This is a genomic window from Kitasatospora hibisci, assembly GCF_043950205.1.
GTDB lineage: Bacteria > Actinomycetota > Actinomycetes > Streptomycetales > Streptomycetaceae > Kitasatospora > Kitasatospora hibisci.
In genome coordinates this window covers 5,128,392-5,147,341 of the sequence record NZ_CP171642.1, presented here as the reverse complement: position 1 = coordinate 5,147,341, position 18,950 = coordinate 5,128,392, and the positions used below count along the sequence as shown (strand labels likewise).

Genomic DNA, 18,950 nt, shown 5'->3' with positions numbered 1-18,950 from the left:
GTCAGACCGCGCTCTTCTTGAGCCGGCGGCGCTCGCGCTCGGAGAGGCCGCCCCAGATGCCGAACCGCTCGTCGTTGGCGAGGGCGTACTCCAGGCACTCGGAGCGGACCTCACAGGCGAGGCAGACCTTCTTGGCCTCGCGGGTGGAGCCGCCCTTCTCCGGGAAGAAGGACTCGGGGTCGGTCTGGGCGCACAGCGCGCGCTCCTGCCAACCGAGTTCCTCTTCGTCCTCCTCGATGCCGTCACCGATCAACAGCTCAAAGAGCTCGCTCATGTGGCGCGCCTCCTCTGCCCCTATTTGGCGTCCCCGTGGTTGCCGTTGCCTCGTGCGGCCGACGACACGAGTGAAATTACAGTTGCGTCACTCTGGCCCAGTCAAGCCGAGCTCTGGTATTGGGGCCAGGATTCACTCCTCGGCACCAAGCCGTTACGAATAGTGTACATATCCGGACACATCGGACTTTCCGACCGGATCGCTTCGAACCATTCGTAACCACCCGCCGAGTGACACGCAGTCACCATCACAGGCCGGTCATCGGCCTGCCTTCCCGGCGATCTTCTCATCGAAACATAGAGGGTGATTTATCACCCCATCGTGTGGTTCGTGCCCTATAAGACCCGATTGCCCCGGCTCCGAAGTTGACACCGGCCCCTCGGGTGCGGTCTCCTTTCCCCCATGTCAGAGTTCGCCAGCCCCCGGAGCGGTTCCGCGCTCCGCCGTGCCATGAACTCCTGTTGTCGCCTCTGTTCCTGCTGTATCTAGGCGCCCGCGTCCCACCGCGCGCCGCCCAGGAAGCACAGAGGCCGCCCGCGATTCCCGCCCCAGGACATCCCGGATCCGGCTGATCCCCCGACGAACCAGCCGTATATCCGAGGACGACTCCCGTGCGAACGACCCGCATCCGCATCCGCAAGCGCAACCGCGACCGCAACAAGCCCGCCCGCCACGGCCTCGCACCCGCCGCCGCTCCCGCCCGCGCCGCGCTGCCCTGGGCCGACGGCCTGAGCGACGTCTCCATCGCCGGCGACCCGCTCGCTTTCCCGCACCTGGCCCGCACCGACCTGCCGGGCCACCCCACCACCGTCGCCGGATACGCCCGGCTGGTCCGCGAGATCGCCGCCGACCGGGCCCGCTGGGAGCCGCTGGTCCGCTACGACGCCCTCACCCGCTGGTACGCCCGGCTGGAGACCGGGCCCGGCTACGAGGTCTGGCTGCTCAGCTGGCTGCCCGGCCAGAGCAGCGGTTTCCACGACCACGGCGCCTCCTCGGGCGTGATGACGGTCGTCCAGGGCGAGCTGGTCGAGCGTTCGCTCACCGGCGCGGGCGAGGGCGTGCGCACCCTGCGCCCCGGCGGGCGGAGGGTGTTCTCATCCGGCTACCTGCACGAGGTGGTCAACGGCGCGCTGGAGCCCGCGGTCTCCATCCACCTCTACACGCCGGGCCTGACCGAGATGAACCAGTACGGCGCCCCGGCCGTCCCCGAGCACACCACCGAGCAGGCCGCCGAGCAGGCCGCCGAGCAGGCCGACGCCCGGTGAGCACGGCCCCGGCGCGGCCGGTCGGCGGTCGGGCTGACGACCCGTCGCCGCGTGGCAGGATGGGCGCATGCGCATCGTGGCACTGGCAGGCGGGATCGGCGGAGCGCGTTTCCTGCGCGGACTCCGGGAGGCCATCGGTCCGGAGGACGAGATCACCGTCATCGGCAACACCGGTGACGACATCCACCTCTACGGGCTGAAGGTCTGCCCCGACCTCGACACCCTCATGTACACCCTCGGCGGCGGCATCCACGAGGAGCAGGGCTGGGGCCGGGCCGACGAGACCTGGTCGATCAAGGCCGAGATGAAGGAGTACGGCATCGGGCCGGAGTGGTTCGGCCTCGGCGACCGCGACTTCGCCACCCACCTCGTCCGCAGCCAGATGCTCACCGCCGGGTACACCCTCAGCCAGGTCACCGAGGCGCTCTGCGTCCGCTGGAAGCCGGGCGTGCGGCTGCTGCCGATGAGCGACGACCGGGTCGAGACGCACGTGCGGATCACGGACGAGAACGGCACCCGGGCGGTCCACTTCCAGGAGTACTGGGTCCGGCTGCACGCGGCCGTCGACGCCGAGGCGATCATCCCGGTCGGCGCCGACACCGCCAAGCCGGCGCCCGGGGTGCTGGAGGCGGTCGCCGCCGCCGACGTGATCCTCCTCCCGCCGTCCAACCCCGTCGTCTCGATCGGCACCATCCTCGCGGTCCCCGGCATCCGGGCCGCGCTGACCGCGGCCCCCGCACCCGTGGTCGGCCTCTCCCCGATCATCGGCGGGGCGCCGGTGCGCGGCATGGCCGACAAGGTGCTGGCCGCCGTCGGCGTCGAGGCCACCGCGGCGGCGGTCGCGCTGGACTACGGCTCCGAGCTGTTGGACGGCTGGCTGGTGGACACCGCGGACGAGGCCGCGGTCGCCGCGGTCGAGGCCGACGGGATCGCCTGCCGGGCCGTCCCGCTGCTGATGACCGACGTCGCCGCCACCGCCGAGATGGCCCGGGCCGCGCTCACCCTCGCCGAGCAGGTACGGGCGTGAACCCGGCCGCCCTGCAGGTCCTCCCGGTCGAGGGCCTGCCGGAGGTCGACGCCGGCGCCGACCTCGCCGAGCTGATCGCCAAGGCCGGCGCCTACGAGGACGGCGACATCCTGCTGGTCACCTCGAAGATCGTCTCCAAGGCGGAGGGACGGCTCCTGCACGCCGCCGACCGGGAGGCCGCGATCGACGCCGAGACCGTCCGGGTGGTGGCCCGCCGCGGACCGGTCCGGATCGTCGAGAACCGCAGCGGCTTCGTCATGGCGGCCGCCGGGGTGGACGCCTCCAACACCGCCCCCGGCACCGTCCTGCTGCTCCCCTCGGACCCGGACGCCTCGGCCCGCGCGCTGCGCGCCGGACTCCGCCGGCTGACCGGGCGCCGGCTCGCCGTCGTGGTCACCGACACCTTCGGCCGGCCCTGGCGCAACGGCCTCACCGACGTCGCCATCGGCGCCGCCGGGCTGGACGTGCTGGAGGACCACCGGGGCCGCCGCGACGGCCACGGCAACGAGCTGGCCCTCACCGTCACCGCCACCGCCGACGAGCTCGCCGCCGCCGCCGACCTGGTGAAGGGCAAGGCCACCGGCACCCCGGTCGCCGTGGTCCGCGGCCTCGGCCACCTGGTCACGGCCGACGACGGCGCCGGCGCCCGGCCGCTCGTGCGCCCCGCCGCCGACGACATGTTCCGGCTCGGCACCTCCGAGGCACTGCGGCAGGCCGTCACCCTGCGGCGCACCATCCGGTCCTTCACCCCGGAGCCGGTCGACCCGGGCGCCGTCCGCCGGGCCGTCGCCGCCGCGGTCACCGCGCCGGCCCCGCACCACACCACGCCCTGGCGGTTCGTCCTGCTGGAGTCGGCCGGGACCCGGACGGCGCTGCTGGACGCCATGCTCGCCGCCTGGCAGCGCGACCTGCGCGAGCTCGACGGCTGGGACGAGGCCCGGATCGCCCGCCGCACCGCGCGCGGGAACGTCCTGCGCGACGCGCCGTACCTGGTCGTCCCCTGCCTGGTGACGGACGGCTCGCACGACTACCCGGACGCGCGCCGGGCCACCGCCGAACGCGAGATGTTCACCATCGCCGTCGGCGCGGCCGTGGAGAACTTCCTGGTCGCACTCACCGGTGAGGGCTACGGCTCGGCCTGGGTCTCCTCCACCATGTTCTGCCGCGACACCGTCCGTGCCGCCCTGGACCTGCCGCCCACCTGGGACCCGATGGGCGCCGTCGCCGTCGGCCGTCCGGCCGAACCGCCCCGCGAGCGCCCCGAGCGCAGCGCGGACGCCTTCATCGAGGTGCGTTAGCGGCACGAGCCGGCGGCCCGCCCGACCGGGTGCACCCGGTCGGGCCCGGCTCACCGTCCCCGGTGGTCCTCGGGGGCGAGGCGCGGTCCGTAGCGCGGGGCGTGGGTACCGGTGGACAACAGCAGCCGGCAGAGACGGTGGCGGTGGGGGCGATAGGGCTCAAGCAGCGCGAGCATCTGGGCGTCGTCGCTGCGCGGGCGACCTCCCAGGGCCCAGCCGACCAGGTTGGGGAGGTGGAAGTCGCCCACCGAGACGGCGTCCGGGTCGCCGTTGCTGCGTTGCAGCGTCTCGGCGGCCGTCCAGACGCCGATGCCCGGGACCGCGGTGAGCCGGGCGAACGCGGCGGCCCGGTCCATCGCCGAGGCCTCCTCCAACCGGGGAGCCAGCCGGACGGCGCGCACGACCGTCGCCGAGCGCTTCGGGTCGACGCCCGCGCGGTGCCACTCCCAGCTCGGGACCATCGCCCACTCGCGGGCCGACGGCGCCACCCTCATGCCCTCGGCCGGGCCCGGCGCCCGGGTGCCGAAGTCGCGCAGCAGGGTGCGCCAGGCTCGGTACGCCTCGCCGGTGGTGACCTTCTGCTCCAGGATCGCGGGTACCAGCGACTCCAGGACCAGCCCGGTGCTGGTGAGCCGGATCCCGGCGGTCCGCCGCTGGGCGTCCCGCAGCGGGCCGGGCGGGAGGACCAGGCCCGCCGGGTCGTCCTCCGCGCCGAGCAGCGCCGGAAGCCGGTCCAGCAGCCACTGCGCGCCCGGACCCCAGGCACTCGCCTCGACCGCGCCCTCGGCCGGTCGGGGCAGCACCCGCAGAGTGCCGATGCCGGCCGGTGTCCGGGAGGCCCGCCACACCGCGCCGTCGCCTGTGGTCCGGTACGCCGGGTCGGCCGGGCCGCGGCGCAGCGGCAGCAGGGTGCGGGCCACGTCCAGGGGGTAGCCCGGCCGCCAGCGGCGCACCGCCGCCGGCCCGCTCGCGGCCTCGCCCGTCACCGCCCGCCTCGCCTCCGCTGTCCGGCTCCACCGCCTTCGCCGACGATGGGACTATGAACGATACGCGGCTGCCGGAGCTGTCCTCGGCGGACGAGAGCGCGGTACGGGCGCTCTACCGCCGGGCGCTGGACGGCTGGAACCTGCAGGACGGCGCGGCCTTCGCCGGTCCGTTCACCGAGGACGGGGAGGTGATCGGTTTCGACGGCACCCGGCACAGCGGGCGCTCGGTGATCGCCGCCGAACTGGGGCGGATCTTCACGGACCACGTGCCGCCCGAGTTCGTCGCCAAGGTGCGGCGGGTTCGGGCGCTCGGGCCCGGCGTGGTGCAGTTGGACGCCGTCGCCGGGATGGTGCCGGACGAGGCCGAGGACATCGACCCGGCGCTCAACGCGCTGCAGACGATGATCGCGGTCGACGCGGGCGCGGGTTGGCGGATCGCGCTGATGCAGACCACCCCGGCCCGCTACGACCTCCGGCCGGACCTCGCCCGGGCGCTGACCGCGGAACTGCGGTCCTTGATAGGGCGAGGGCCGGGGCCGGTGTAGCGGGGCAGCGGGTGCGGTGGCGGGGTCAGCGCCCCTGGAGGTGGGCGGCCCAGGAGCGGATGTCGCCGAGCCGCTGGTAGAGGGCGCCGCCGGGGCAGTCGGTGGCGAAGGCGTCCCGGTGGCCGGAGATGGTGGCGAAGGAGACGACCGTGCCCTTCGGGTAGCGGCTCTGTGAGGAACCGGAGGTCAGGTCGGTGGTGCCGCCGGCGTCCTGGCCGGTGAGGCCGAGCTTCCAGGCGGCGATCTTGCTGACGCCGTCGACCAGGGTCTGCTCCGGGCTGTTCGAGGTGAAGGTGCCCAGCGCGGCGACGCCCGCGCTGTCGGTGTTGAAGCCGAGGGTGTGCGCGCCGAACACGGGCTGGTCGACCCCACCGGCCCGGCCCTCGTAGATGGTGCCGCAGCGGTCGACCAGGAAGTTGTAGCCGATGTCCCGCCAGCCGTTGCTCTGGACGTGGTACTGGTAGATCGCCCGGATCATCTGCGGCGCGTCGCTGCACGAGTAGTCGGTGACGGTGGCGGTGTGGTGGACGAAGACCGCCCGGACCTGCCCGGTGTAGACGAAGCCCGGGTCGCGCAGCGACTCGTCGGCGCCCCAGCCGGCCCGGGTGACGATGCCCGGCCGCGGTGCCTCGTGGTCGGCCCTCCGCGCGGGTGGCGATTCCGCCGGAAGGGTGCGCGGGGCGGTGGGTACGGCGGTGGCGCCGTGGCCGGGGTCGACCAGCTCGGCCCGCAGCCCGGCGGGCAGTCCGCGCGGACCGGGGGTGATCTCGACGGACAGGCCGTCGCTGGGGCCGGTCCACAGCGGCGCCGAGGCGCCCCGAGCCCCGGACCGGCCGTCGCGCTCGTCGGGCGCGTCCTCGCCGTCGACGTCCAGTTCGTGCCACGTGCTCCAGGCGCCGGTGGCGATGCTGCGGGTGCGGACGCGGACCGAGGCGCCTTCCAGCGAGCCCCGGGGGTCGTCCCAGCTGACCCCGACGAGTGAGAAGGGCTTGGTGGAGCGGGTCGAGGACCCGTGCTCGGTGTGGGCGAGCGGGACGGTCGTCACCGATCCGCCGCCGGCCGAGGCTTGCCGGGTCGGGGCCGGCTCGGTCGTGGCGCCGACGGCGAGTGGTTGCAGGAGCAGGGCGGCGGTGCAGCCAGCGGCGGCACCGGCGAGAAGTGAGATACGCATAAAAAGGATATTGACGACAAACCGCTTCTGACGCCACGCCAGTTCACCCCGGTCCGGCGCCCCTCCCGGTCGCCCGCCCGGAGGCCGTAGGCTGGGGCGCACCATGACTTCGCCTTTCGCTGCCGATGCCCGCACCCCCGTCGAGCTGCTGCACGCTTACCTGCGAGGTGGCTCTCCCTCAGTCGACCCCGCGGCCCCGCTGGTCACCTTCTACGACGACGCCACCGGCGAACGGGTGGAGCTCTCCGCCCGGACCTTCGACAACTGGGTGGCCAAGACCGCCAACCTGCTCCAGGACGAACTGAACGCCGGCCCCGGCGACCGCGCCGCCCTGCTGCTGCCCGCCCACTGGCAGAGCGCCGTCTGGCTGCTGGCCTGCTGGTCGGTCGGGGTCGCCGCGGTTCCGGGCGGCGACCCGGCCGCCGCCGACCTGGTGGTCAGCGGCCCCGACGGCCTGGAGGCCGCCCAGGCGTGCGAGGGCGAACGGGTGGCCCTCGCACTGCGCCCGCTCGGCGGCCGCTTCCCGCAGCGCCCGGACGGCTTCCTGGACTACGCCGCCGAGGTGCCGGGCCAGGGCGACCGCTTCGCGCCGTACTCCCCCGTCACGCCGGACGCCCCGGCGCTGGAGACCCTGGTCGACGGCCTGCCGCTGAAGCTGACCGGTGACCAGACCGTCCAACTCGCCCGGGAGGGCGCCACCCGACTGGGCGTCGACACCGGCGACCGGGTGCTCTCCACCCTCTCGTACGACGACTGGGCGGGCCTGGAGGCCGGCCTGCTCGCGCCGCTGGCAGCCGGCGCCTCGGTGGTGCTCTGCCGTAACTCCGAGGGGCTGAGCGCCGAGCAGTGGGAGAAGCGCGTCGAGTCCGAACGGGTGACACTGCGCCTCGGGTAACCCCCGGCTCGGGCCCGGCGGGTAGGGATCCCTGCCATGGCCGAGGACGACACCGAGCACCCCCCGACCGACAGCTCACCACCCGGGGGAACGCCTCCCCCGGGCACTCACCCGGACCAGGACCCGGACCTCCCGCGCACACCGAAGCGCAGACGCCGGCGGTGGCTGATGATCACCGCCGGCGCTCTCGCCTTCCTCCTGATCGCCTGCGGCACACTGCTCTGGATCGCCTACCGCAAGCTGGACGGCAACATCCGGACCGACTCGGCCACCGACCAACTGCTGGCCAGACTGGAGGCCGAACGGCCCAGCCGCACCGCCGGCGCCAAGGGGGCGGAGAACATCCTGCTGATCGGCAGCGACGACCGCACCGGGGCCAACTCCTCGTACGGCGAGGTCGGCGGCCGGCGCTCGGACACCACGATCCTGCTGCACCTCGCGGCCGACCGGCGGCACGCGACCGCGGTCTCCATCCCGCGCGACGTCATGGTCACCGTCCCGGCCTGCGAGAAGCCGGACGGCACCCGGAGCCGGCCTGCGCTGCTGCAGTTCAACGCCGCGTTCGAGACCGGAGGTCCGGCCTGCTCGATCCGGACCGTCGAGCAGCTCAGCGGCATCCGGATGGACCACTACGTGATCCTCGACTTCACGGGGTTCAAGGCCATGGTGGACGCCGTCGACGGGGTCGAGGTCTGCGTCCCGCAGGCGATCCACGACAAGGACGCCAAGCTCGACCTGGCGGCCGGGCGGCAGACCCTGCACGGCGAGCAGGCGCTCGGCTACGTCCGGGCCCGGGAGACCCTCGGCGACGGCAGCGACACCCAGCGGATGGGCCGCCAACAGCAGTTCCTGGCCGCCCTGATCCGCAAGGTGCAGTCGCAGGACGTGCTGCTCAACCCGGCCCGGCTCTGGCCGGTACTGGACGCGGCGACCTCCTCGATCCAGGCCGACGGCGGGCTCTCCTCACTGGGCGCGCTCTACGACCTGACCCAGGAGCTGCGGGGCATCCCGTCCGCCGACGTGGTGTTCCTGACCGCACCGCGCCGGCCGTACCGCTTCGACTCGGACCGGGACGAGTTCGTGCAGCCGCAGACCACCCAGCTGTTCACGGCGCTGCGCGACGACCGCCCGGTCACCGTCCGGCCGCCGAACCCGTCGGCCCCGGCGGGCACGTCCGCGCGGGCCTCGGCGAGCGCGCGGTCGAGCGCGTCGGCGAGCGCGTCCGGCGGGCCGTCCGCCGCGCCCGGTTCGGACCGGGCCACGGGGCCGTCGCCGACCGCCGCGACACCGGCCTCCACCACGCCGCCGTCCTTCGAGGGCCGAACCGCCGACGTGGATGCCTGTGCCGTTCATTGACGTCCCGCCAGGTCACCCTTTCGTGTACAGATCATGATCTTGGGAGGTATTCCCCGGGAATTCCCGGCCGGCCCGGCCGCCTGCCGAATTGCATTCTCCGGACATGGCGGAGATCACACCAGGAACAATTCCCCCACCCGGCTCGTCTAGGGTGTCCGGGTCGGTGCGCGAGCGGACGCACCGATCCGCGGACCGGCCGGAGGGAGGGAACCCGTGCAGCAGGACAGGCAGGACACCGGGCCGTACCGGCTCGACCCGGCCACCGGCATCCCGGCCCAGCGCCGCCGGGGGGCGGCCCCCGAGCCGGCCGCCGGGCCCGCACCCGAGCCGGCCACCGCCGCCGGGTCCGTGCACCCGGGCGGACGGGCCGCCCGCCGCAGGGCGCTCACCCGGCGCAGCCGCCGGCGGGCGCTGAAGTGGACGGCCGGCGTGGGAGCGCTGGTCCTGGCGGCCGGCTGTGGCGGCGCGTACTACGCGTACCAGCACTTCAACAGCAACATCACCGCCGTCAAGGTGCAGTTGGGCGACGAGGCCGAGCGGCCCAAGCCGGCCGGCGACGCCCTCAACATCCTGGTCATCGGCACCGACAGCCGGGAGGGCCTCGGCCGCGAGTACGGCGACGAGGGCAGCGCCGGGCACGCCGACACGACCCTGCTCTTCCACGTCGCCAAGGACCGCAGCAATGCGACGGTGGTGAGTCTCCCGCGCGACCTGATGGTGCCGATCCCGGAGTGCCGGACCAGCACCGGGAAGGCGATCCCCGGTACGTCGCGGGCGATGTTCAACGAGAGCCTCGGCCAGGAGGGCCGCGATCCGGGCTGCACCTGGAAGACCGTGGAAAAGCTGACCGGAATCCGGGTCGACCACTTCGTGATGGTCAACTTCGAGGCCGTGAAGACGCTCTCCACCGCCGTCGGCGGGGTCGAGGTGTGCGCGGCCAAGGACATCAACGACCCGGATTCCCACCTGAGGATGAGCAAGGGCCGGCACGTGGTGCAGGGCGACGAGGCGCTGGCCTTCGTCCGTACCCGGCACGCCGTCGGCCTGGGCGGCGACCTCACCCGGATCCCGCTGCAGCAGCAGTTCATCAGCTCGATGATCCGCTCGGTCAAGAGCGGTGACACCCTGACCAGCCCGACCAAGCTGTGGAAGCTGGCGGACGCCGCGACCAAGGCGCTCACCGTGGACGACGGCATCGGCAGCGTCGACAAGCTGAAGGACCTCGCGCTGGACGTCAGCAAGGTGGACACCGGGAACATCACCTTCGCCACCGTGCCGGTCGCGGACGACGCGAGGAACAAGAACCGGCTGATGCTCAAGCAGCCCGACGCGGGGCAGCTGTTCTCGCTGGTGGCCAACGACCGTTCGCTGACCGAGACCGCTGCGCCCGCCGCGCCGACGGCCTCCGCCGCGTCCGCCTCACCGACGGTCTCCGCCGCGGCGGACGACGCCAAGGGCCTCCGGGTGACGGTGCGCAACGGCAGCGGGACGCCCGGGCGGGCGCAGCAGACCGTCGACCGGCTCCGGACCAAGGGCTTCACCCGGGCCGCGACCGCCGCCAACGCGCCCGCCGCAGCTGCCACTTCGATCACCTATCCGGCAGGGAAGGCCGCCGCGGCAGCCGCCCTGGCCGCCGTGCTCGGCGTGCCGGACGACGCCGTCGAGGAGAATCCGAAGGCAGGTGCCGGGGACGGGCTGGCGGTGGTCCTCGGCAAGGACGCGGTGGCGGCGGCTGCGTCACCCGGCGCGGTGCCGACCGAGGCGCCCGAGGACCTCCAGCGCGTCCAGGCGGACGACACCGACGTCTGCGCCAAGTAGCGCCGTCCGGCGCCGCGTTGCCGTGGCCCGCGGGCTCGCGGCCCGGTCCGTCAGAGCAGGGCGAGCGTGCCGTCGGTCTCGCGGTAGTCCTCACCGGTGCGCGGGCAGTGCCAACGGTCCGGGCCGGCCGGCTCCAGCGGTTCGCCGGCCCGGCCGACCCACTTGATCCGACGCGCCGGGACGCCGGCGACCAGCGCGAAGTCCGGCACGTCCCGGTGGACGACGGCACCCGCGGCGACGAGGGCCCAGCGGCCCACCGTCACCCCGGCGACCAGGACGGCGCGGCCGCCGATCGAGCAGCCCCGGCGGAGCGTCACCCCGCGGGCCTGCCAGTCGTCACCGCGCTTGAGGCGGCCGTCGACGTCGACCGAGCGCGGGTAGAGGTCGTTGGTGAGCACGGCCGCCGGGCCGACGAACACCCCGTCCTCCAGCACGGCGGGCTCGTACACCAGCGCGTGGTTCTGCAGCTTGACCCGGTCCCCGATCCGCACGCCCGGGCCGACGTAGGCGCCGCGCCCGACGATGCAGTCCGCGCCGATCACCGCGTCCTCGCGCACCTGGGCCAGGTGCCAGACGGTCGTCCCGGCGCCGAGCACCGCCCGTTCGTCCACGTCCGCGCTCGGCTCGACCCGGGCACCGACGACGGACCCGCCCTCAACTGTCCCCATGGCGCCCGACGATAGCGGCGGAGCGGGGGACGGGAGGGCGGGACCGTGGGATTGGCCGGATCGGGTCAGCGGGCCTCGGTGACCACGTTGGCCGGCGACGGCGCACGGCTGCCGATCACCCGGCGGGCGAGCGAGCGCGGCGAGGTGAGGAAGCCGAAGCCCCAGCTGAGGTGCATGGTGGCGAAGGCCACCGGCAGGAGGGCCTTCGCCCGGAACGAGAGGCCGCGCCCCTCGACCAGCGCGCCGCCGACGATCCCCGCCAGGTAGGCGCCGGGCACCGCGAGGAAGGCCGGGTGGACGGCGGCACCGAGCAGCAGCCCGATCGTCACGGCCAGGAACGCGGCCGGCGGGGCGAGGTAGCGCAGGTTGACCGAGCCCCGGTGGTAGCGGGTGACCACCCGGCGCCAGCGGCCGTAGTCCTTGTACTGCTTGGCCAGCGCCCGAACGCTGGGGCGCGGCCGGTAGGTGACCCGCAGCTGCGGGGTGAACCAGACCAGCCCGCCGTCCTGGCGGATGCGGTAGTTGAGCTCCCAGTCCTGGGCTCGGACGAACTCCTCGTTGTAGCCGCCGAGCTTCTCCAGCACCTCGCGCCGGAACACCCCGAGGTAGACGGTGTCGGCCGGGCCCGCCAGGCCGCCGGTGTGGAAGGCCGCGTTCCCGACACCGATCTTGGAGGTCATCGCGGCGGCGACCGCGTTCTCCCACTCGGTCTCGCCCTCGGCGTGCATGATGCCGCCGACGTTGGCCGCCTCCATCTCGCCGAGCAGCCGGACCGCCGTGGTGATGTACCCCGGGGTCAGCAGGCCGTGCCCGTCGACGCGGACCACTATCGGATGGCTGGAGCCGCGGATGGCGGCGTTCAGCCCGGCGGGTGTGCGACCGGTGGGGTTCTCCACGGTCCGGACCCGCGGGTCCTCGGCGGCCAGCTCGGCGGCGATCTGCGCAGTGCGGTCGGAGGACGGACCGAGGGCGATGACCACCTCCATCGGCCCGGCGTAGTCCTGTTCCAGGATGTGCCGGACGGCCGTACGCAGGTGTCGTTCCTCGTTGAGCACCGGCATGATCACGGAGACCGCCGGCAGCTCCTCAGCAGCCTTGGTGTTCATCGGGGCCAACCGTACCGGTGAGGACGGGTCTCCGTCTTGTCCCGGTCTGGGCAGCTCCGCGCACCCTGCGTTGGAGGAACGTTTCATCGGTCGCGCCCACCGTACCCGCCACCCCCGGCGCGCCCTCACCCGGCCCGGCACAGGCCGCCCCTACCATCCGAGAGATGCCCGTCTCCCCCCTCACCGCCCAGCCCGAACGGCGCCGCTCCTGGCCCCGACGGCTGGCCGCGGGCGTCGCCCTCGGCGTCCTCGCCACCTCCTGCGGCGGCTGGGCGGTCCTGGACGGCCTCGGCTCGATCGACCGGGTCGACGCCTTCAGCAGCGACCAGGCCCGGCCCGCCGACGACGGCTCCACCACCTTCCTCGTGGTCGGCACCGACGAGCGGGACGGCATCCCGGAGAAGACGCTCAAGGACGTGCTGCACGCGGGGGGCGAGTCCTGCCACTGCACCGACACCATGATGATCGTCCGGCTCGCCGGGGACGGTGCCCGGGCCAGTGTGATCAGCATCCCGCGCGACTCGTACGTGGACATCCCCGCCCACCGGGACCGGGTCACCCGCAGGGAGGTCCCGGCGGGCAAGGGGAAGATCAACGCGGCCTACGGGTTGGGCGGGCCGCAACTCACCGTCGCCACCGTGGAGCAGAACACCGGGCTGCGGATCGACCACTACCTGCAGGTGAACTTCACCGCCTTCGTCTCCGCCGTGGACGCCGTCGGCGGGGTGCGGGTCTGCACCGCCAAGCCGCTCAGGGACGAGTACTCCGGCCTCGACCTGCCCGCGGGCACCAGCACGCTGGACGGCGCCGGGGCGCTCAAGTACGTCCGTGCCCGGCACGTGGACGGCAGCTCCGACCTGGGGCGGATGCACCGGCAGCAGAAGTTCGTCGCCCAGCTGCTGCACCAGGTGACCGGCAGCGGCACCCTGCTCAACCCGGTCCGGCTGGCCCGGGTGACGGACAGCGTGCTCGGCTCGGTGAAGGCCGACAAGGACCTCGGCGCGGACGACCTGGTCACGCTGGCGACCCGGATGAAGGACCTCACCGACGGCCGGGCCGACTTCGCGACCGTACCGCTGGCACAGGTGGACCACCAGGTGCCCGGCTGGGGCTCGACCGTGCTCTGGGACCAGGCGGGGGCGCGGGCCCTGTTCGACGCGGTGCGGTCCGGGCGGCCGCTGGCGGAGACGGCCCCGGAGGCCACCGCCGTCCCGGCCGCCGGCTCGCCCCCGGCCGCCCCGGCCCGGGAGCCCTCCGTCGCACCGGAGCAGGTGCACGTCCAGGTGTTCAACGCGACCGGCGTGCCCGGACTGGGCGCCCGGGTCGACGGCGACCTGCGGCGGGCGGGGTTCGCCACCACCGGTGCGCCGTCCAACGCCCCGGCGGGCACACCGCCCGGCCGGACGGCGGTCCGGTACGACCCGCGGTGGGCCGAGTCGGCCCGGGTCCTGGCGGCTGCGCTGCCGGGCGCGGAGCTCACGGCCGTCCCGGGACTCGGGCCCACCCTTCAGGTGTACGCGGGCGCCGACCAGCCGGGGGCGGGCGGTGCCGCGGCGGGCCCGGGCCAGGGCCAGGCGCCCGCCCCGCCGGCCGCGGCGGCCCCGTCGGGTGCGGCGCCGGGCGGCGCCGGGATCGCCGCGGAGACGGCGGCGGAGATCATCTGCCCGTAGGGAGCGCCTCACGGATCCTGCCGGGCACGCCGCAGGGGCCGGGTGCTGGTTCGCACCCGGCCCCTGCGGCCCCCCGTTCGACCCCGATCCCCCCGGATCCCGGGGTCAGTCCGTCGCGATGGCCGCGAGGACGTTCATCCGCCCGGCCCGGAAGGCCGGGACGAGGGCGGCCACCAGGCCGATCACCACCGAGGCGACCAACGTGACGGCGATCGTGCCGGTCGGCACGGACAGCACCGCCAGGCCCTGCTCCTTCAGGACCTGCTGCCCGGTGATGCCCCAGGCCAGGCCGAGCCCGGTGCCGAGGACGGCGCCGAAGAGGGCGATCACCACCGACTCCAGCCGGATCATGCGGCGCAGCTGGCGGCGGGAGAGCCCGATCGCCCGCAGCAGGCCGATCTCGCGGGTCCGCTCGACCACCGAGAGCGCCAGGGTGTTGACCACGCCGAGCACCGCGACCACGATCGCCAGGGCGAGCAGGCCGTAGATCATGTAGAGCAGGGTGTTGACCTGGTCCTGGACCAGCTCCTTGTAGCCGGCCTGGTCCCGGACCGTGAGCTGCGGGTAGTCCTTGAGCGATTCCTCCAGTGCACCGAGCGTCTTGGCGACGTCGGCACCGGCCGCGGCCTTGCCGTAGAGCTGCACGTCGAGCGGCATGTCGGCGGCCGGAACGGCCTTGGCCAGGGTGTCGATGCCGACGAAGGTCGCGCCGGCGAAGAGCGAGTCGCCCTTGGCCAGGACGGCCCCGACCGGGACGGACTGGGTGTGGCCGTTGCCGTAGTCGACCTTGACGGCGTCACCGACCTTGAGCTTCTGCTCGGTGGCGAACTCCTCGCCGACCGCCAGCGCCCCCTGCTTCAGCGACTCGACCGCCCCGGACTTCAGCTCCAGCCGGAAGTCGTCGCCGAAGGTCGCCGAGACCGCGGAGACGTGCTTCTTGAACGTGCCGCCGCCCGGCAGGGTCAGCAGCGCCGGCAGGTTCTTGTGCTCGGTGACGTGGGCGAGCCCCGGCGTCCCCGCGGCGGCCTTGACCATGTCGGGGTTGACGATCCCCTGGCTGCTGGAGATCACATAGTCGGCGCCGACCGACTTGTCGATCTGCTGGTTGGTGGACTCGATCATGGACGAGGTGAAGACCGAGGCCCCGATGACCAGCGCCAGGCCGATCATCAGCGCGGCCGCGGTGGCACCGGTACGACGCGGGCTGCGCATCGCGTTGCGCTGGGCCAGCTTGCCGGACGGGCCGAACACGGCCGGCAGGGCCGCGCCGAGCACCCGGACCACGGTGGTGGCCAGCAGCGGGCCGAGGACGACGAAGCCGATCAGGGTGAGCAGCACGCCGAGGCCGAGGTACTGCCCGCCGGTCGCCGCCTTGTCCGCCGAGGCCGCGAGCACCAGCAGGCCGCCGCCACCGGCGGTCAGCACCAGGCCGGCGATCGTCCGGACCACGTTGGAGCGGGCCTCGGCGGGCGTGCCGTGGTCGCGCAGGGCGGCCATCGGGGCGATCCGGCTGGCCCGGCGGGCCGGTATCCAGGCGGCCAGCACGGTGATCACGATGCCCACCGCGTAGGCCGCGATCGGCACGTTCAGCCCGATCTGCAGGTCGCCGGCGTCGAGGTTCATGCCGACCGCGTTCATCAGGCCGATCAGACCCACCGCCAGGCCCAGGCCGGCGCCGAGGCCGAGGGTGGAGCCGAGCACGCCGAGGATCAGCGCCTCCACCAGCACCGAGCGGTTCACCTGCCGGCGGCTGCCGCCGATGGCCCGCAGCAGACCGATCTCGCGGGTGCGCTGGGCGACCAGCATCGAGAAGGTGTTGATGATCAGGAAGCCGCCGACCAGCAGCGAGATGCCGGCGAAGCCGAGCATCGCGTACTTCATGAAGTTGAGGAAGGAGCCGACGCCCTTGCTGTTCTCCTCCTTCTGCTCCGCGGCCGTCTTCACCTGGAAGCCGCCGCCGAGCTTGCCGAGGGCGTCGGCCTTGAGCTGCTCGTCGGTGCGGCTGCCGTCGCCGAAGGCCTCGACCGAGGTGAACTCGGCCTTGCCGAGGAGGTCCTTCTGTGCGGTCGGGGTGTCCAGGAAGGCGAGCGCGGCACCCGGGTTGGTGGTCTTGAAGGTGGCGATGCCGGCGAGGGTGAACTCGTGGGTGCCGTTGGTCGCGGTGATGACCCGGATCCTGTCGCCGAGGCCGAGCTTGGCCTTCTTGGCGGTGTCGGCGTCGAGCACCACCTGGTCGGAGCCCTGCGGCACGTGGCCGCTGGTGATCTCCACCGAGTTGCGCGGGGTGTCGGTCCAGTTCCCGGTCAGGGTCGGGGCACCGCCGGTCGGGCCGATGGCCTTGTTGGTGACCGGGTTGACCAGCACGGCGTTGGAGACGAAGACCTGGCCGAGGGCCTGCTTGACCCCGGCGATGGCGGAGACCCGCTCGACCGTGTCGGCCGGCACCGTGGCGACCCTGCCGGCCGGGCGGTCGTCGTCGTCCTCGCCGTCGAGCCCGGTCTTGGCGGGCTGGACGGCGATGTCGGAGGCCGTCGACGCGAACAGGCGGTCGAAGGTGCTGGTCGCGGTGTTGGAGAACACCAGGGTGCCGGACACGAACGCGACCGACAGCACGACCGCGATCAGCGAGAGCACCATCCGCCCCTTGTGGGCGAGGAAGCTCCGCAGTGACGTCTTGAGCAGCATGATCCTTTGCCCGCCCGCTCAGCTGGTGCGCTTGCCGTCGAAACGGCGCATGCGCTCAAGGACGGAGTCGGCGGTCGGGGCGTGCATCTCGTCGACGATCACGCCGTCGGCGAGGAAGAGCACGCGGTCCGCGTAGCCTGCGGCGACCGGGTCGTGGGTGACCATGACGATGGTCTGGCCCAGCTCGTCGACCGAGCGGCGCAGGAAGGTGAGCACCTCGGCACCGGCCCGGGAGTCGAGGTTCCCGGTGGGCTCGTCCCCGAAGATGATCTCGGGCCGGGCCGCCAGCGCCCGGGCCACTGCGACGCGCTGCTGCTGGCCGCCGGACAGCTGGGTCGGGCGGTGCTTGAGCCGGCCGGCCAGGCCGACCGTCTCGACGACCTGATCCAGCCACGCGGTGTCCGGCTTGCGGCCGGCGATGTCCATCGGGAGCGTGATGTTCTCCAGCGCGTTCAGCGTGGGAAGCAGGTTGAAGGCCTGGAAGATGAAACCGATCTTGTCCCGGCGCAGCTTGGTGAGCTGCTTGTCCTTCAGGCCGGTGATCTCGGTCTCGCCGATCCAGATCCGGCCCTCGGTCACGGTGTCCAGCCCGGCCAGGCAGTGCATCAGGGTCGACTTGCCGGAGCCCGACGGGCCCATGATCGCGGTGAAACGGCCGCGCTGGATGTCGACGTCGACCGCGTTCAGCGCGGTGACCCTGGTCTCGCCACTGCCGTAGGCCTTGGTGACCTGGCGTGCCGAGGCGGCGGCGGCACAGTTGCCGCCGGGAAGCTGGGAGTCGTACACGGCTGCTGCTGCCGTCGTCACTGGAGTCTCCTAAGAAGTGGGCCCACCCGTCGCCCCCAGCCTCGCCGACCCCACCTGTGCTGCGACATGGTGAAGGGGATAGTCCTCGACCGGGAGTTGACCCCACCCTCCCGGTAGACCGGGGTGTCCGACCCGGCAGAACCGGGCCCCGTTCGGACGGGCGGGGATGTGATCCACGTTAGGAGTACCGGGCGAACAGCTCGTCATCCGCCGGTATGAAGCCGCACAACCGTAGTTGTACGGGGCGGGGTACCCCTCCCCCTAGGGGTAGCCACCGCCCTCCTCGGGGTCGGCCCGTACGGGGGCCCGCGCAGGCCCCCGTCAGCAGGTCAGGACGGGCGCGGCGAGGCGCTCCAGTGCCGTCGCGAACCCGTCGACCACCGGCGTCAGCAGCGCGTCCGTCTCGCGCTCGACGGCCGTGGCGCCGTCCTCCCGGACGGTGATGTGGCGGTCGAGCACGAACCAGCCCTGGGTGACGTGGCCGGCGCCCATCGAGCTGAGCACCGGGCGCAGCGCGTAGTCCACCGCGAGCACGTGCGCGGTGGAGCCGCCGGTGGCCAGCGGCAGCACGGCCTTGCCGGTCAGCGCGTACTGCGGCAGCACGTCCAGCAGGGTCTTCAGCAGGCCCGAGTAGGCCGCCTTGTAGACCGGCGTACCGATGACCACGCCGTCCGCCTCGGCGAACAGCTCGGCGGCGGCGACGATCGCGGGGTGCGCGAAGTCCCCCGAGAGCAGGGCGTGCGCGGGCAGGCTGCGTGCCTCGAAGGGGACGACGCGGTGGCCGCGGGCCGTCAGCTGCGCGTCGACGTGGCGCAGCAGGCGGGTGGTGCGGGAGGTCGCGGACGGGGAGCCGGAGACGGACAGGACGGTGGCCATGGGTTCACCTCGGGGCGGGAAGCGGGGCAGCGCCGAAGGGCCGGGCGCGCCGCGGGAGCGGGACGACGGCGCCGGGCGAGTGGATCGGCGCCGCGGGGGGCGGCGGTACGTGGAGACGGCGCGGCGCCGACGCCACCGCGGAGCGGAGGCGGAGCGGGAGGAGGGTTCTCGGCCGGGAGGGGCTCGGCCGGACAGGACCTACGGGCGCGCGTCAGCCACGACAGAGCGAACAGGACACACGCTGGAGGTCGACGTGCCGCCGACGCGTGAGGGTCCGTCGCTGATCCATGGCGGTCATGCAAACACGCTGCGTTCCGGGCGGTCAAGGATCGTTCCGGCAGGCGAACACCGGCCGCGACGCATGCTGAGACGGTCTCGGGACTGAGGGGGCGGGAGTGGGCAGGGGGACGGGCGGCGTGCGGACCTCCGCGGGACGTTGCCCCGGAACGATCCGGCACGTGCATCAAATCTGCTACAAGGCGCCTGGTGGGGGCCCCGGGGGG

The 18,950-nt window shown here is 73.5% G+C and carries 17 protein-coding genes; 8 read left to right on the top strand and 9 right to left on the bottom strand.

All coding sequences use genetic code 11. The features are described from left to right. Nucleotide 1: 1 nt before the first annotated feature. Nucleotides 2-274, bottom strand: coding sequence for a WhiB family transcriptional regulator (locus tag ACF9IK_RS22595; protein WP_238862849.1), 273 nt, complete (start codon nucleotides 272-274; stop codon nucleotides 2-4). A gap of 728 nt (nucleotides 275-1,002) precedes the next feature. On the opposite strand from ACF9IK_RS22595, the gene ACF9IK_RS22590 reads away from it, so the two are divergent. The 3 genes from ACF9IK_RS22590 (at nucleotide 1,003) to ACF9IK_RS22580 (ending at nucleotide 3,864) form a co-directional block, all read left to right on the top strand. Continuing rightward, entirely contained in the window at nucleotides 1,003-1,539 is a 537-nt protein-coding gene (locus ACF9IK_RS22590; protein WP_395298654.1) for a cysteine dioxygenase, read from the top strand. A gap of 67 nt (nucleotides 1,540-1,606) precedes the next feature. Further along, on the top strand, nucleotides 1,607-2,566 hold the full coding sequence (gene cofD, locus ACF9IK_RS22585; RefSeq protein ID WP_395295949.1) for a 2-phospho-L-lactate transferase: 960 nt from the start codon (nucleotides 1,607-1,609) through the stop codon (nucleotides 2,564-2,566). After that, on the top strand, nucleotides 2,563-3,864 hold the full coding sequence (locus tag ACF9IK_RS22580) for a coenzyme F420-0:L-glutamate ligase (protein WP_395295948.1): 1,302 nt from the start codon (nucleotides 2,563-2,565) through the stop codon (nucleotides 3,862-3,864). Before cofD ends, ACF9IK_RS22580 begins: the two co-directional genes overlap by 4 nt. 50 nt (nucleotides 3,865-3,914) lie before the next feature. On the opposite strand, the gene ACF9IK_RS22575 is transcribed toward ACF9IK_RS22580, so the two are convergent. Further along, nucleotides 3,915-4,850, bottom strand: coding sequence for a DNA-3-methyladenine glycosylase family protein (locus ACF9IK_RS22575; RefSeq protein ID WP_395295947.1), 936 nt, complete (start codon nucleotides 4,848-4,850; stop codon nucleotides 3,915-3,917). 53 nt (nucleotides 4,851-4,903) lie between these two features. Between ACF9IK_RS22575 and ACF9IK_RS22570 the strand changes: the two genes are divergently transcribed. After that, nucleotides 4,904-5,395, top strand: coding sequence for an SgcJ/EcaC family oxidoreductase (locus ACF9IK_RS22570; RefSeq protein WP_395295946.1), 492 nt, complete (start codon nucleotides 4,904-4,906; stop codon nucleotides 5,393-5,395). A gap of 25 nt (nucleotides 5,396-5,420) precedes the next feature. Here the strand turns inward: ACF9IK_RS22570 and ACF9IK_RS22565 are convergent, their stop codons facing one another. Beyond that, on the bottom strand, nucleotides 5,421-6,566 hold the full coding sequence (locus ACF9IK_RS22565) for a peptidoglycan recognition protein family protein (protein WP_395295945.1): 1,146 nt from the start codon (nucleotides 6,564-6,566) through the stop codon (nucleotides 5,421-5,423). Between the two features lie 103 nt (nucleotides 6,567-6,669). Here ACF9IK_RS22565 and ACF9IK_RS22560 point away from each other — a divergent pair, with 103 nt between their 5' ends. From ACF9IK_RS22560 to ACF9IK_RS22550, 3 genes are all read left to right on the top strand, one after another. Further along, nucleotides 6,670-7,461, top strand: a complete 792-nt coding sequence (locus tag ACF9IK_RS22560; protein ID WP_395295944.1) for a TIGR03089 family protein — start codon at nucleotides 6,670-6,672, stop codon at nucleotides 7,459-7,461. A gap of 36 nt (nucleotides 7,462-7,497) precedes the next feature. Beyond that, the gene (locus ACF9IK_RS22555; protein WP_395295943.1) at nucleotides 7,498-8,817 is read left to right on the top strand and encodes an LCP family protein; all 1,320 of its coding nucleotides are present in this window, start codon (nucleotides 7,498-7,500) and stop codon (nucleotides 8,815-8,817) included. 213 nt (nucleotides 8,818-9,030) lie between these two features. Beyond that, on the top strand, nucleotides 9,031-10,635 hold the full coding sequence (locus ACF9IK_RS22550; protein WP_395295942.1) for an LCP family protein: 1,605 nt from the start codon (nucleotides 9,031-9,033) through the stop codon (nucleotides 10,633-10,635). 50 nt (nucleotides 10,636-10,685) lie between these two features. On the opposite strand, the gene ACF9IK_RS22545 is transcribed toward ACF9IK_RS22550, so the two are convergent. Both ACF9IK_RS22545 and ACF9IK_RS22540 read right to left on the bottom strand, forming a co-directional pair. After that, the gene (locus ACF9IK_RS22545; RefSeq protein ID WP_395295941.1) at nucleotides 10,686-11,303 is read right to left on the bottom strand and encodes an acyltransferase; all 618 of its coding nucleotides are present in this window, start codon (nucleotides 11,301-11,303) and stop codon (nucleotides 10,686-10,688) included. Between the two features lie 65 nt (nucleotides 11,304-11,368). After that, nucleotides 11,369-12,409: a glycosyltransferase family 2 protein gene (locus ACF9IK_RS22540; RefSeq protein ID WP_395295940.1), complete on the bottom strand. Its 1,041-nt coding sequence runs from the start codon at nucleotides 12,407-12,409 to the stop codon at nucleotides 11,369-11,371. 164 nt (nucleotides 12,410-12,573) lie between these two features. Here ACF9IK_RS22540 and ACF9IK_RS22535 point away from each other — a divergent pair, with 164 nt between their 5' ends. Continuing rightward, a complete protein-coding gene (locus tag ACF9IK_RS22535; RefSeq protein ID WP_395295939.1) occupies nucleotides 12,574-14,079 on the top strand; it encodes an LCP family protein in 1,506 nt (501 codons plus the stop codon). Nucleotides 14,080-14,184: 105 nt separating this feature from the next. Here the strand turns inward: ACF9IK_RS22535 and ACF9IK_RS22530 are convergent, their stop codons facing one another. The 4 genes from ACF9IK_RS22530 to ACF9IK_RS22515 all read right to left on the bottom strand — a co-directional run bounded on the left by ACF9IK_RS22530 (nucleotide 14,185) and on the right by ACF9IK_RS22515 (nucleotide 18,736). Then, nucleotides 14,185-16,767, bottom strand: coding sequence for an ABC transporter permease (locus tag ACF9IK_RS22530; RefSeq protein WP_395298653.1), 2,583 nt, complete (start codon nucleotides 16,765-16,767; stop codon nucleotides 14,185-14,187). A 15-nt stretch (nucleotides 16,768-16,782) separates the two neighbouring features. Next, nucleotides 16,783-17,571, bottom strand: a complete 789-nt coding sequence (locus ACF9IK_RS22525; protein ID WP_395295938.1) for an ABC transporter ATP-binding protein — start codon at nucleotides 17,569-17,571, stop codon at nucleotides 16,783-16,785. A 321-nt stretch (nucleotides 17,572-17,892) separates the two neighbouring features. After that, nucleotides 17,893-18,447, bottom strand: a complete 555-nt coding sequence (ssuE, locus tag ACF9IK_RS22520; protein ID WP_395295937.1) for an NADPH-dependent FMN reductase — start codon at nucleotides 18,445-18,447, stop codon at nucleotides 17,893-17,895. 211 nt (nucleotides 18,448-18,658) lie between these two features. Further along, entirely contained in the window at nucleotides 18,659-18,736 is a 78-nt protein-coding gene (locus ACF9IK_RS22515) for a putative leader peptide (RefSeq protein ID WP_380237219.1), read from the bottom strand. Nucleotides 18,737-18,950: the final 214 nt, after the last annotated feature.